We start from the raw sequence: 12678 nt of genomic DNA, 5'->3' as shown, positions 1-12678 counted from the left end.
TCCGCACGCGGTCTGTGTCGCAAGGGTTGTAAGGAAGGACAAGTCGATGGCGGAAGGCTTCAATCGCGTCATGTTGCTCGGAAATCTGGGCTCAGATCCCGAGCTTCGGTTCACCCAGGGTGGCCAAGCCGTGCTCAACCTTCGCCTCGCCACGACCGAGAGCTACCTCGACAAAGACAAGGTCCGCCGCGAGCGCACCGACTGGCACAACGTCGTCGTGTGGGGCAAGCGCGGCGAGGCGCTGGCGAAGATCCTCGGCAAAGGTTCGTCGCTCTTCATCGAGGGCTCGCTGCGCACGTCGAGCTACGACGATCGCGACGGCAACAAGCGCTACAAGACCGAGGTCATCGCGAACAACGTGATCCTCGCCGGCCGTGGTCGCGGCGCGCCCGCCGGCGATGACATGGGCCCGCCCGCCGACTTCTCCGGCCCGCCCGCGCGCGGCGGTGGTGGCGGCGGCGGCGACTACGGCGACTTCAGCGGTGGTGGTGGGGGTGGCAGCGGCGGCGGCAGCCGCGGCGGTGGTGGTTACGGCGGCTCGCGCGGCGGTGGTGGGGGTGGTGGCGGCGGCACCAACCGCGGCGGCGGCGGTGGCGGCGGCGGCGCCGGTCGTCCCGCGCCGGATCCCGGGCCTCCGCCGGATGATTTCGGCGGCTACGACGGCGGCGACGACATCCCGTTCTGAGTCTCAGGGCGAAGGTCGCGGTCGCCGCGCGAGCAGCACCGCGACCAAGAGCACGCCGATCCCCAGGCCGAGCAAGGCCGCCTCCCGCGGCCGCTCGGCTGCCATCAAGATCGTACGCACCAGCAAACTCGGCGGCGGCGGCGGCACGAGCGACGTGAGCTCGGCGTTCGCCACGAGCGCGGCGCAACGCTCGCCCGCGCGTGGCTCCTCGCAGACGAACGTGCACAACACCGCTTCGCTCGCGGCGCCCTCGAAGCCGAGGACGTGCCAACCTCGAAGCGTGACGGGCCTCTCGCCACGCGTCCCCTGCCCCGTGAGCGCTTGCTCGAAGCGGCCCTCGTGCCGCGTGATCCCCTCGGCATCCCAGCGGTCGAGCGTGATCCCGTCCGACGCCGCGCCCCGCGCGATCGACGTCGCCATGCCGAGCACGATCTCCTCCACGCCCGGCGCGAACCGGTCCGACGGCGCTTCCACGCACGCGACGCGCAGCCGCAAACCCGCCTCGTCCACGAAGCCAGCCCGCAGCCCCACGCGCGCGCCTTTCAGGCTCGACACCTCGATCCGCGGCAGCGCCTCGGCGCGCTCTTCCACTGCGCCCGCGGGCACGCCGAAGCGCACGATGGCCCCGCCGGAGAGCGCCTCCTCGCGCCGCTCGGTCATCGCGCGCCGCTCTAGCTCTTCTTGCCCGTGGCCTTGGGCTCGTCGAGCTCACGCATCATCGCGACGAGCTCGCTCCGGATGTCGAGCAGCGCCTCGCGCATCCTTCGCGCTTGCTCCACGCTCGGATCGTCCTCGCCGGGCGGCTCGATGCCGCCCTCGCGCAGCTTGCGACGCGCGCCCGCGATCGTGAAGCGGTGCGCGTAGAGCAGGTCCTTCACCTTGAGCAGCGTCTCCACGTCGCGGCGCGAGTAGACACGTTGCCCTTTGGCGGACTTCTGCGGCCGGATGGAGCGGAACTCGCTCTCCCAGTAACGCAGCACGTGCGTCTCGACGCCGACGATCCCGGCGACCTCTCCGATGCGGTAGTAGAGCTTCGCAGGAAGCTCTCGGCGCCCGGACAAGCCGCTCACTCCTCCGCGACGGCGGAAGCCGTGGCGCCGCTCGCCCCGGAGACACGCGGGTTCAGCGCGTGCTTCAGGATCTGGCTCGCCTTGAAGGAGAGGACACGGCGCTCGGTGATCACGATCGGATCGCCCGTCTGCGGATTCCGGCCCTGGCGCTGGCGTTTGTCGCGCAGAACGAAGTTGCCGAAGCCCGAGATCTTGATCTTCTCACCGCGGCCGAGGGTCTCCTTCATCGTCTCGAACACGAGGTCGACGAGGTCTGCCGACTCCTTCTTCGAGAACCCCCCGAGCCGACCGTAGACGGCTTGTACGATTTCGGCCTTGGTCATAGACGAAAGTCCCGCCCTTGCGACGCCGAGAATAAGAGCCCGGGCCCGGAATTTCCAGGGGGGAGTGATGTGGAGAAGCGTGGAGGGGCGAGGAGGGGCGCCGCGGCGGCGCGTGACGGGAGGGAGAGGCGATCAGGCAGCGAGCTTGCCGACGGGCTGCTCGGCGGCGGCCGTGGGCTCGCTCGGGCGCTCGCTCGACGCGGCGAGGAGCATGGGCGCGGCCTCGCGGCGGCGCGTCGACTGCTCGTGCGCCACGAGCATCGCCACGTAGCCATAGCCGATCGTGAAGAGCGCCGCGAACGGCGTGGCGAAGTAGTGGCCCGTCTGGATCGAGGCGACCGTCGAGCCGAAGGAGAGCAGGCACAGGCCCGTCTCGAGGAGCGGCAGGTCGGCGCGGGCGCGGTAGCGGCCCTTGTTGACGCCGTGCTTCGGGGTCCGGACGAACTCACCGGCCATGTGGCGTAGGCCCTCGAAGACCGCCTTCGAGAGGTGCGGCGCGAGGCCCGTGCCGAGGGCGATGAGCATCGGCAGCCGCGTGAGCACGTTCGCGCGGCTCCGGCCCTGGGCCGCCTCGGCGAACATGTAGAACGCCGCGAGCGAGCCCGTCGTCGCCACGCAGAGCGGCAGATCGACGATGAGCATCGTGAGCGTGTCCGTGGCCGGCAGGAGCACGAGCGCCGGCAGGAGCAGCACGCTCAAGGTCACCATGAGCGGGTAGGCGAAGTGCGGCGTGAGGTGGAAGAGCGCCTCGATGCGCTGCGCCAGGCTGATGTTCGAGGAGAGCACGCGCTTGAGGAGCTTGCGGGCCGTCTGCACGGTGCCCTTCGCCCAGCGGTACTGCTGCGCGCGGAGCGCCGAGACGTCCTCGGGCAGCTCCGACGGCGAGACCACGTCCTCGCGGTAGACGAATTTCCAGCCCGCGAGCTGCGCGCGGTACGAGAGGTCGAGGTCCTCGGTGAGCGTGTCGTGCTGCCAGCCGCCGGCCTCGTGGATCGCGTTCTTGCGCCACATGCCGCCGGTGCCGGAGAAGTTGAAGAGCAGGCCGGCGCCGTAACGCGCGCGGTTCTCGACGAGGTGGTGGCCGTCGAGCATGAGCGCCTGCACCTTCGTGAGCACCGAGTGCTCGCGGTTCAGGTGGCCCCAGCGCGTCTGGACCATGCCGATCTTCGGGTCCGCGAAGTGACCCACGATGCTGCGGACGAACGAGGGCTGCGGGATGAAGTCCGCGTCGAAGATGGCGACGAGGTCACCCTTCGCGACCTTGAGCCCCTCGTCGAGCGCGCCCGCCTTGTAGCCGACGCGGTTCGTCCGGTGCAGGTAGACGGCGTCGACGCCGCGCTCGCGCAGGCGGTCGACGTGCGCACGTACGAGCGCTTGCGTCTCGTCGGTCGAGTCGTCGAGGACCTGGATCTCCAGCTTGTCCGCCGGGTAGTCCATGCGCGCGGTCGCCTCGAGCAGGCGCGCGGCCACCGTGGACTCGTTGAACAGCGGGAGCTGGATCGTCACGCGAGGCAGGTCTTCTTCGGCCACGTGAGGCATTTGCTTCGCGCGCTCGATCGCGCGGCGATGCCGAAGGCACAGGACCACGAGGTGCAGCCGGTGCAGACCATACGCGCTGAGAGCGAGGAGGACGGCGAAGTACAGGACGACGAGCATCGTGTGGAGCATCGGGCGCGCCTCCCTCGGGCGCAAAAAAACAGCAGACAACGAGGGAGTACCAGAGCCCGGCCGTCATAGTTGTCATGGACTTGTAAAACGTTGTCTCGGTTTGTCTCTGCTCGTCACATCCTGCCGCGCCTCCCCCGCCCCCCGTGACAAGTCCTGACGAACCTCGACACTTCCAAGCCGCGCCGGAGGACCCGCGCGCCCTCGGCGCCTCGCGCTGCAAAGGCACGCGGGTTACCTTCGGCAGGTGAACGATCGATCCGTGCAGACGACCCGCGCCGCGCTCGATGACCTCAAGACGCGGCACATCGCCTTCCTGAAAGCGCGGCTCACCTCGCCCGCCGCGCGCGCCGAGTGGCAAAAGACCGTGGCCGACGTGCTCGACGAGCTTCGCTTCGCGCCGCTCGGTCAGCTCGTCGAGCCTGGCTCGCTCGCTTTGGCGCTCGATGCGGCGATCACGAAGCAGACCGTGGACGGCGCGCTGCGCCCCGCGATCGAGCGGCTCGCGCGCGAGGTGCACGCGCAGCTCGTGAAGGAGCGCGCGACGATCGGATCGTTCGTGCCGGAGCACGCGCAAAAAGGCCTCGCCGAGCTCGTCGCGCGGCCCGACGTGCTCCCGCCGAAGCTCGTGCGCGAGATCGCCGAGAGCGAGGCCGCGCGCGAGGTCATGCGCGAGGTCATGCACGACGGGCTGAAGCAGTTCTCGGAGCGCGTGAACCCGTTCGTCGCGGAGTGGGGGTTGCCCTCGCTGATGAAAAAGCTCGGGCCCTTCGGCCTCGGCGGCGTGGGCAAGTCGATCGACGGGCTGCGCGTGGACTTCGAGAAGCGGCTCGATCCAGAGATCCGGAAGTTCTTGCTCGGCTTCTCGCAGAAGGCCGTGAAGAACGCCGCGGAGTCGATCCTCGCGCGCGGCAACGAGCCGCCGTTCGTGGCGCTGCGGCAGAGGCTCGCGCGGTTCCTCCTGGAGCAACGCTTCGCCGAGGTGCTGCTCGATGTCGACGCGACGAAACAAGGCGCGCGCATCGGCGTCGACGTGGCGGCGCACCTCGCGGCGAACGAGGAGCTCGCGGCGCGGCGGCGCGCCTTCGTGACGGCGTGGGTGAAGGAGAACGAGGCGAAGCCCGTGTCCGAGGTGTTCGCGTCGCTCGGGCTGCCGGACAAACCGCCGCGCGAGATCGTCCGCGCCCTCGCGGACGCGACATTCCCCGCGCTCGCGGCGACGATCACGACGCCGGCCGCGCAAGCGTGGCTCGCGTCGATCGTGACCGAGTTCTACGACGGGCTCGTGGCTTCGGATGAGGTGGGATGAACCCCTCTCCCGCAGCGGCGGGAGAGGGGTGACGGGGCGGGCGCTCAGGCCGCGCGGCGGCGGCGCGTCGCGAAGAGGAGACCCGCGACGAGCGTGAGCGTGATGGGCAGCGCGCCGCCTTGCGCAGGCGCGGTGCGGCAGCCGCAACCCTCGGGGGTCTCCGGCGTCTCCGGGGTGGTGTCCGGCGGCGGCTCGGCCTTGCACAGGCCGGGCGCGTCCGACGTCGACGAGCACACCTGACCTTCGGGGCAGCCGTTGCCGCCGGCGCCGCGGCAGCCGGGGACGCAGCGCTGCTCCTGGCAGATCGTGCCGCTCGACGCACCGCCGCAGTCCGCGTCCGCCGTGCACTCGGGCTGCGTGATGTCGTCGCCGGCGAAGAGCGGGTTCGTCTCGCCCGCGTCGAGCTTGCCGTTCAGGTTCGTGTCCTCGGCGCCGTCGCTCTTCGAGCCGCCGTCCGTGTCCGCGACGAGCACGAGCGTCTTCGTCGCGCCGTTATCCGCGTCCGCGGTGCACTTCTGCGCGGCCGCGTCCGTCCCCTCGCCGTCGCACGGGCGGCCCGCCTCCGTGCCGTCGGCGAGACCGTCGTTGTCCGCGTCCGCGTCCTTCACGTTGCGCCCGCCGTCGCCGTCGGTGTCGTCGCTCGGGTTCGGCTCGTCGCCGTCGGCGAGGCCGTCGTCGTCCGTGTCCGCGTCGTTCGCGCCCGTGCCGAGCGCCTTCTCCAGCGCGTCGCTCAGGCCGTCGCCGTCGGTGTCGACGACATTCGCGTCGTCGGACTCGTTGTTCGGGTTGCCCTCGCCCGAGTCGATCACGCCGTTGAGGTTGCCGTCCTCGGAGCCGTCGCTCTTCGAGCCGCCGTCGGTGTCGCGCGCGACGGGCGAGGTCTTCGTGCCGCCGAGATCGCCGTCGGCGCGGCAATGACCGGCCGTGGCGTTCGTCGCCGGGTGCTGGCAGCCCTTGCCCGCCTCGGTGCCGTCGAAGAGCGCGTCGTTGTCGCTGTCGACGTCACGCACGTTGATGAGCCCGTCGCCGTCCGTGTCGTCGCTCGGGTTCCGCTCGTCGCCGTCGAGCAGGCCGTCGTCGTCCGAGTCCGCGTCCTTCTCGTCCGTGCCGAGCGTCTTCTCCAGCGCGTCGCCGAGGCCGTCGCCGTCGAAGTCCTTCGTCGTGTTCGCGTCGCCGGGGTTCTCGGGGTTGCCCTCGCCCGGGTCGACGGCGCCGTTCAGGTTCGGGTCCTCCGAGCCGTCGCTCTTGCCGTCGTCGTCGCTGTCGGGGTTCAGCGGATCGGTCCCCGTCTGGCCGGCGTCGGCGTCGGGCCGGCAGTGGCCGAGATGCGCGGCCGTGTCGGGATCGTTGCAGGACTTGCCGAGCTCGGTGCCGTCGAACAGGCCGTCGTCATCGCTGTCGGGATCGAGCGCGTTGATGAGCCCGTCGCCGTCGGAGTCCTCGTCCCATTGGGGCTCCTCGCCGTCGAGCACGCCGTCGTCGTCGCTGTCGGCGTCGTCCGGCTTCGTGCCGGTTTGCTCTTCGAGGGCGTCGTACAGGCCGTCGCCGTCCATGTCGCCGCAGCCGTTTTCGTTGTTGCCGTCGCAGTCGGTGTCCTTGTCGTCGCCGCAGATCTCGAGGGTCGGCGTCCCGAGCACCGCGTTGCAGACCACGCCGGTGCCATCGGGTTTGCAGACGTTCACGCCGCTCGCCACGCACTCGCCGAGGCCCTCCATGCAGGACGTGCCGACGTCGAAGCCGTCATCAGGCACGCCGTCGCAGTCGTTGTCCGCGCCGTCGCACATCTCCGTCGTGGGAACGCCGGGGACCGCGTCGCAGGTCGTGGCATCCGGCCCGTCGCAGACGATCTTGCCGACCGCCTCGCACACGCCGTCGCCCACGATGCAGGACACGCCGAGGCCGTAGCCCTCGTCGGTCGTGCCGTCGCAATCGTCGTCGACCCCGTTGCAGGTCTCGACGATGCTGCCGGGCGCGACGTCGGGCACGCACTCGAGCACGCCTGCGTTGCAGTCGTTCACGCCCGCGCCGCACACCGGAGGCAGGCCCGTCGTGCAGGGCGTGCCGGACTCGGGGTTGTTGTCGTCGATCGTGTCGTTGCAGTCGTCATCGATGCCGTTGCAGACCTCGGGCATCGGAGCCTTCGCCACGGCGGTGCAAATCACGTCGGGCCCGAGGCACTGCTCGATACCCGTACCCAAACAGGCGCCGATGCCGGTCGAGCAGGGTGTGCCGTACACGGCGCACTCCGGCACCGTCACCGTGAGCGTGCAGTAGCCGCTGACGTTGAGCTGGTTCGTGTACACGATCGCGAGGACGTGTGTCCCCTCCTCGCCGGGGCCGGGCGTCCAGGTGAGGTTCGTCGTGAAGGGGCTCGGCTTGGTCGTGCCGGGGATGGGGTTCAGGAGGCCGACCGAGCCGATCGACGTCATCTTGAGGAACGAGTTCGACGCCCCCGTGAAGTTCGTGTCGAGCTTCTGGCCCATGTCGACGACGAAGCTGTCGCTGCCCGTGCACGTCGGCACGGGCGACTGGACCATCTCGATTATGAAGTCGAGCACGGCGCTGCTCTTGAGCGTCAGGTCGTTCTCGTTCGGCGACTCGAGCACCACCTGAACCGCATACGATTGGCCCGCGACGGCGCCGTTCGTGTCCCACGTGAGCGTGCAGCCCGGCGGGTTCGTGCTCGGGGCGAGCGTCGGGGCGTTGTTGTTGGCCGGAATCTTCGGGGGATTGACCGTGGCCGCGTCGCCGATCTCCGCCGCGTTGGAGAAGCGGCAGGTGACCGGTGTCCCATCGGGATCGGTCGCGGGGATCTGGATCGTGCGGATCCCGTTCACCTGCATCTGGATGAGCGCGGGCACCACCGAGACGGCGTTGCCCGTGTTGCCCGGCGTCAAGTCGACCTTGGCCTCGACGCGGAAGTTATCGTCGGCGCCGTTGACGAGCTCCGAGATGCGGCAGCACGAACCGAAATACGCGATGTACTGGCCGGCCGCGGCGTAGGTGTGCGTCGCGGCGTATCGGGTGACCTTGTACTCGAGGCCCGCGGCATCGACCCCGCTCCCGATGACCGCGCCTGTCGTCGTGGCGTGGTAGGTCCCGTCGCCGAAGAAGAGCGTCGTGGAATCGACGAACGTGGCGCGCCAACCGGTCGTGACCTCGAAGCGCACGGTGCGTGGAGCCGAGACCGGGTCGGGGATGCTCCAGGTGATGTTGGCGTAACGTAAATGCGTCGCCTCGGCGCGCCCTGCGAACACGAAGACGCAAAGCGCCGCAAGGACGGCGAGGAAGCCCTTGAATTTCGACATCGGTCCTCCGGGAAGGGCGCGAACGAGGCGGGAGCCTCGGCGAGGGCGCGCCGGGGAACGTGGGCGCGCCTCAGTCCTTGGTCGATCCTTCGACCAGGGGGGCGAATGGTCGCCTTTCCTGCTGCGCCGCGCAAGCGTGGTGCAGGGACACGCACATGTGTCCATCGAGCCACGACGAACGCGGCGCCCTCCGGGGAGGTCGGCTTGCAGGACGTCAGGAAAAGTGCGCTGCAGCTTCGACGGCCGACTCGATGTGGCCAAAGCCGCGCGAAGGGGACGCCGGAACCGCGGGGGCGAACGCCTCGACGTCGAGCAGAAGCTCCTGGCCCGCCTCCGCCGTCAGCAGCACGAGCGGCAGCCGAGGATACACCTTCCGCACCTCCTCGACCTCGGCGTGCGGATGGTCCTTCGTCGCGAGCACGAGCACGTGCGGCCTGCGCGACGAGACCACATCCCGGGCCCCGTCCAAGGCAGAGCAGGTCGCCACATCGTAATGATGCGCGGAGAGGAACGTCGCGAGGTTACCGGCGCTCGTGGGGTTCTCGTCGATGACCAGGACGCGTATCGCAGCAGCAGATTCCATGATGGTTCGCCCTTAGCAAAAGACGCGCCCGTGGGCCCAGGAACCGGCGAACGCGCGGAGAGCGGGTTCGGCGCGGCGACGCGGGCTGCGCAGCGCGATCCGTGCGTCCGCGTTTGCACACCACGTGCCGCGTCATTTCGCAGCGCGAGCGAGGTCAGGGAGCGCTAGCCGCCGAGGTACGCCGCGCGGACCTCTTCATTCGCCGCGAGCGCCTTCGAATCGTCGGTCATCGCGATCTCGCCGGTACGGAGCACATACGCCCGCATGCTGTATTTCAGCGCCAGGCGCGTGTTCTGCTCGACGAGCAGGATGGTCGTCCCGGCCTGCGCGACCCGGGCGATCGCCTCGAAGATGTCCGCGACGAGGCGCGGCGCGATGCCGAGCGAGGGCTCGTCGAGCAGGAGCATGGAGGGCCGGGCCATCAGCGCGCGGCCAATCGCGAGCATCTGCTGCTCACCGCCCGAGAGCGTGCCGCCCTCCTGCTTCATGCGCTCGCCGAGCCTCGGGAAGAGGCGCACCACGTCCTCGAGCGTCTCGTCCATCGTCGCGCGGTTCTTGTGGTTCCAGGCGCCGATCTCCAGGTTCTCGCGCACCGTCAGGTTCGGGAAAATCGCGCGGCCCTCGGGCACGAGGGAGATGCCGAAGCTCACCATCTCCTCGGCCGGGACCCCGGCGAGATCCTTGCCGTCGTAGACGACCTTGCCCGTGGTGATCGGCAAGAGCCGCACGATCGTCTTCAACGTCGTCGTCTTGCCCGCGCCGTTCGCGCCGATCATCGCGACGATCTCGCCGCGGCGCACCTCCAGGCTCACGCCCTTCAGCGCCTTGATGCCGCCATACGAGACGGCGAGCTTCTCCACGACGAGCAGCGGCTTGCCCACCTCGGCCGTGGGGGCCTTTCGCGTCGGGTGCGCGGTCTTCACGTCGCGGCCTCCTCCTCGGCCGCTGCGGCAGCCGCGGCCTCGTCCGGCGTCTCTTCGCCGAGGTACGCGGCGAGCACCTTGGGATCCTTGCGGACCTCCTCGGGCGTGCCGTGGGCGATGGTCTCGCCGTGGTCGAGCACGTGGATCTCCTCGCACACGCCCATGACCACCTGCATGTTGTGCTCGACGAGGATGACCGTCAGATCGAAGCGGTCGCGCAGCCAGCGGATCTGCTTCTTCAGGCCCTCGGCCTCGCCGTAGTTCATGCCCGCGGCCGGCTCGTCGAGCAGCAGGATCTTCGGCTCGAGCATCATCGCGCGCGCGATCTCCAGCCGGCGCTGGTTGCCGTAGGAGAGCGAGGTCGAGGTCTCGTCCGCGAGTCCATCGAGGTCGAAGATCGCGAGCAGCTCGATCGCGCGACGCTGCATCTCGGCCTCGTCGCGGAAAAACGAGGGCGAGCGGAGCAGGGCCGAGAGCAGGCCCGAGCGCCTGCGGTTCTCGCAGGCGACGAGCACGTTCTCCAGCACGGTGAGCTGGCCGAAGAGGCGGATGTTCTGGAACGTGCGCGCGACGCCGCGGCGCGCGATCTGCGCGGGCTTGAGCTGCGAGAGCTCCTCGCCGGCGAAGCGGATCGAGCCCGTATCCGGCTTGTAAACGCCAGTCACGAGGTTGAAGACCGTCGTCTTGCCCGCGCCGTTCGGACCGATGAGGCCGAAGATGGAGCGCTCGGGCACCTTGAAGGTCACACCCCCGACGGCGCGCAGGCCGCCGAAGGTCTTCGTCACGCCCTGGAGGTCGAGCGCGCTCACTTCTCCCCCTTCCCCGTGAGGGGCCCGGTCTCGCTCTTCGGATCCGCCTCCGCCTCGGTGCGCGCAGGCAAGGGCTCGGGCGGAGCGTGGCTGACGCGCTGGCGGGGCTTGCGCCGGAAGAGCTCACGCTCGCCGAAGATGCCCTCGGGGCGCAAGATCATGAGGCCGATCAGCACGGACGCGTAGACGACCATGCGCAGCGCGTTGAGGTCGAGCGCGGGGTAGGCTGCCTGGAGCGCCTGCACCGACTCGAAGCGCTGGAGCTGCTCGATCATCTTCACGGTGAACGTGACGAACACGCCGCCCACGATCGCGCCGGACACGCTGCCCGAGCCGCCGAGGATCACCATGGTGATCGCGTCGAACGAGTAGGCGAACGTGAACTGATCGGGCTGGACGGTGGGGTTGCCGTTGCGCATCGACGCGAGCATCGCGCCCGCGACGCCGGCCCCGGTCGCCGCGATGACGAACGAGGTCACCTTGTACCGCGTCGGATCGACGCCCACGCTGGCCGTCGCGATCTCGTCCTCGCGCAGCGCGCGGAGCGCGCGCCCCCAGCCCGAGAACTTGAGCCGCCACGCGATGATCACAGCGACCACGGCCGCGCCGAAGATCCAGAACGGGCCGGCGTACTGAGGCACGCCGTTGCGATCGGGCCCCGCATACCCGTTTTGCCCGCCGAGGTAGGCGAGGAACTGCGCGATCGGCCCCTCGACGTCGCCGCCCGTCTGCGCGGTCGCGATGACCAACCGGAAGATCTCGGCGAAGCCGAGCGTGACGATCGCGAGGTAGTCGCCGCGGAGCCTCAGGCTCGGCAGGCCCACGACGAAGCCGAAGAGCGCGGCCACCACGCCCGAAGCGAGGATCGCCGCGGGCATGACGAGGAACGAGTTCGAGAAGAGGATGTCGTCGACGCCGAGCGCCTTGTGGATGTGCCCCGCGACGATCGCGGCCGTGTACGCGCCGATCCCGACGAAGCCCGCGTGGCCGATCGAGAACTGCCCCGCCATCCCGTTGATGACGTTCAGCGAGAGGGCGACGACGACGTTGACCAGGGCGAACAGCACGAGCTGTTGCAGGGCCGCGTCGGGCACGAGCGTGTCGAACGCGAATTCGAGCCCCACGACGGCGCCGATGAGGGCCAACGTGACCAGGATGCGGCGCAGGAGGGGGTTGGTCGACGTGGCTCGGCTCGTCCGAGCGCCGTCTCCCAGCGTCGAGGGGGACATGGGCGGTGGAAAACTCGCGCGGTCAGCTCCTACGGTCAAGCAGGAGCGACGCGGGTTCTTACTTCACCACCCGCAGGTAGGGCGGCAGCTCGCGGCGCGGCTTGCGCCCCGGGAGCTGCGCGGGCGCCGCCTGCGGGCGCGGAGACTCCGTCGCTTCCACGGTCTTCGGCTCTTCGGCGATGCTCTCCGCGGCCGCGGCCGCTTCGCCCGAGGCATCTTCCTTCGCGGCGGCCTCCTCGGGAGGCGGGGCCGACGCCGGGGCCGAATCCGGATCCTCGGCGAGCGCCTTCTCCTCGGGCTCCGGCGGCGCGTCGCCGACGGCGGCGAGCCTGGGGCGCGGCCTCTTCGGCACGGGCTTTTGCGCGTCCTTCGCCTGCTGCGGCGGGGCCTGCATCTGCGCCACCACCTCGGGCGGGATGTCGGTCGGCCACATCATCCCCCGGCCGTCTTCACCGACGAGCGCGTAGATCGCGTTCCAGGGCATGCGGCACCAGAAGGGGGCCCGATCGAACGAGAGCGTGCAGGAGATGCCCTCGTCGTCGACCTTGAGGTCGGGGATCGGGATGAACATGTTGAGCCCGATTTGCAGGACGAGCTGCGGCTTGTCGAGGAAGCGCTTCGGCACCAGCACGCCCGAACGTCGCGGGTCGAGGTGCACGTACATGCTGGGCCCCTCGAGCAGGGCGAGCGCGACCTCCTTTTTGGGCGGGAGCTTCTGGTGACCGTCGGACATCCTCTCTCCGATACCCTGTAAGCGCGCATCTCGCCAAGCCC

At 69.8% G+C, this 12678-nt stretch carries 12 protein-coding genes; 2 read left to right on the top strand and 10 right to left on the bottom strand.

Going from position 1 to position 12678, the window contains the following annotated elements; genetic code table 11:
- Nucleotides 1–46: 46 nt before the first annotated feature.
- Nucleotides 47–685 (top strand): single-stranded DNA-binding protein, encoded by a 639-nt coding sequence (locus tag E8A74_RS55425; RefSeq protein ID WP_136927039.1) that lies wholly within the window; start codon nucleotides 47–49, stop codon nucleotides 683–685.
- Between the two features lie 3 nt (nucleotides 686–688).
- Here E8A74_RS55425 and E8A74_RS01330 read toward each other — a convergent pair whose 3' ends face one another.
- From E8A74_RS01330 to E8A74_RS01315, 4 genes are all read right to left on the bottom strand, one after another.
- Nucleotides 689–1345, bottom strand: coding sequence for a hypothetical protein (locus E8A74_RS01330; protein WP_136927038.1), 657 nt, complete (start codon nucleotides 1343–1345; stop codon nucleotides 689–691).
- 11 nt (nucleotides 1346–1356) lie between these two features.
- The gene (locus E8A74_RS01325) at nucleotides 1357–1746 is read right to left on the bottom strand and encodes a MerR family transcriptional regulator (RefSeq protein WP_136927037.1); all 390 of its coding nucleotides are present in this window, start codon (nucleotides 1744–1746) and stop codon (nucleotides 1357–1359) included.
- Between the two features lie 5 nt (nucleotides 1747–1751).
- Nucleotides 1752–2078, bottom strand: coding sequence for an integration host factor subunit alpha (locus E8A74_RS01320; protein WP_136927036.1), 327 nt, complete (start codon nucleotides 2076–2078; stop codon nucleotides 1752–1754).
- A 132-nt stretch (nucleotides 2079–2210) separates the two neighbouring features.
- Nucleotides 2211–3746 (bottom strand): cellulose synthase family protein, encoded by a 1536-nt coding sequence (locus E8A74_RS01315; RefSeq protein WP_136927035.1) that lies wholly within the window; start codon nucleotides 3744–3746, stop codon nucleotides 2211–2213.
- Nucleotides 3747–3990: 244 nt separating this feature from the next.
- Between E8A74_RS01315 and E8A74_RS01310 the strand changes: the two genes are divergently transcribed.
- A complete protein-coding gene (locus E8A74_RS01310) occupies nucleotides 3991–5052 on the top strand; it encodes a hypothetical protein (protein WP_136927034.1) in 1062 nt (353 codons plus the stop codon).
- 44 nt (nucleotides 5053–5096) lie between these two features.
- Here E8A74_RS01310 and E8A74_RS01305 read toward each other — a convergent pair whose 3' ends face one another.
- The 6 genes from E8A74_RS01305 to E8A74_RS01280 all read right to left on the bottom strand — a co-directional run bounded on the left by E8A74_RS01305 (nucleotide 5097) and on the right by E8A74_RS01280 (nucleotide 12637).
- Nucleotides 5097–8360 carry an MYXO-CTERM sorting domain-containing protein gene (locus tag E8A74_RS01305; protein ID WP_136927033.1) on the bottom strand — a complete coding sequence of 1088 codons (3264 nt, stop codon included), beginning with the start codon at nucleotides 8358–8360 and terminating at the stop codon, nucleotides 5097–5099.
- 214 nt (nucleotides 8361–8574) lie between these two features.
- Nucleotides 8575–8943 carry a response regulator gene (locus E8A74_RS01300; RefSeq protein WP_136927032.1) on the bottom strand — a complete coding sequence of 123 codons (369 nt, stop codon included), beginning with the start codon at nucleotides 8941–8943 and terminating at the stop codon, nucleotides 8575–8577.
- Nucleotides 8944–9107: 164 nt separating this feature from the next.
- The gene (locus E8A74_RS01295; RefSeq protein ID WP_136927031.1) at nucleotides 9108–9866 is read right to left on the bottom strand and encodes an ABC transporter ATP-binding protein; all 759 of its coding nucleotides are present in this window, start codon (nucleotides 9864–9866) and stop codon (nucleotides 9108–9110) included.
- Nucleotides 9863–10675, bottom strand: coding sequence for an ABC transporter ATP-binding protein (locus E8A74_RS01290; protein WP_136927030.1), 813 nt, complete (start codon nucleotides 10673–10675; stop codon nucleotides 9863–9865). Before E8A74_RS01290 ends, E8A74_RS01295 begins: the two co-directional genes overlap by 4 nt.
- Entirely contained in the window at nucleotides 10672–11904 is a 1233-nt protein-coding gene (locus E8A74_RS01285; protein ID WP_232379316.1) for a branched-chain amino acid ABC transporter permease, read from the bottom strand. Before E8A74_RS01285 ends, E8A74_RS01290 begins: the two co-directional genes overlap by 4 nt.
- Nucleotides 11905–11962: 58 nt before the next feature.
- The gene (locus E8A74_RS01280) at nucleotides 11963–12637 is read right to left on the bottom strand and encodes a ClpXP protease specificity-enhancing factor SspB (RefSeq protein WP_136927029.1); all 675 of its coding nucleotides are present in this window, start codon (nucleotides 12635–12637) and stop codon (nucleotides 11963–11965) included.
- Nucleotides 12638–12678 lie beyond the last annotated feature (41 nt).

This window comes from Polyangium fumosum, from assembly GCF_005144585.1.
Classification (GTDB): Bacteria; Myxococcota_A; Polyangia; order Polyangiales; family Polyangiaceae; genus Polyangium; species Polyangium fumosum.
Note: the sequence above shows the minus strand (reverse complement) of the source record. Positions and strands in the feature narration are given on the sequence as shown.

Bases quoted from the DNA above. Each gene is read 5' to 3' on its own strand.
- E8A74_RS01305 (WP_136927033.1), bottom strand. From the start codon at position 8,360: ATGTCGAAATTCAAGGGCTTCCTCGCCGTCCTTGCGGCGCTTTGCGTC.
- E8A74_RS01285 (WP_232379316.1), bottom strand. From the start codon at position 11,904: ATGTCCCCCTCGACGCTGGGAGACGGCGCTCGGACGAGCCGAGCCACG.
- E8A74_RS55425 (WP_136927039.1), top strand. From the start codon at position 47: ATGGCGGAAGGCTTCAATCGCGTCATGTTGCTCGGAAATCTGGGCTCA.
- E8A74_RS01300 (WP_136927032.1), bottom strand. From the start codon at position 8,943: ATGGAATCTGCTGCTGCGATACGCGTCCTGGTCATCGACGAGAACCCC.
- E8A74_RS01320 (WP_136927036.1), bottom strand. From the start codon at position 2,078: ATGACCAAGGCCGAAATCGTACAAGCCGTCTACGGTCGGCTCGGGGGG.
- E8A74_RS01330 (WP_136927038.1), bottom strand. From the start codon at position 1,345: ATGACCGAGCGGCGCGAGGAGGCGCTCTCCGGCGGGGCCATCGTGCGC.
- E8A74_RS01280 (WP_136927029.1), bottom strand. From the start codon at position 12,637: ATGTCCGACGGTCACCAGAAGCTCCCGCCCAAAAAGGAGGTCGCGCTC.
- E8A74_RS01315 (WP_136927035.1), bottom strand. From the start codon at position 3,746: ATGCTCCACACGATGCTCGTCGTCCTGTACTTCGCCGTCCTCCTCGCT.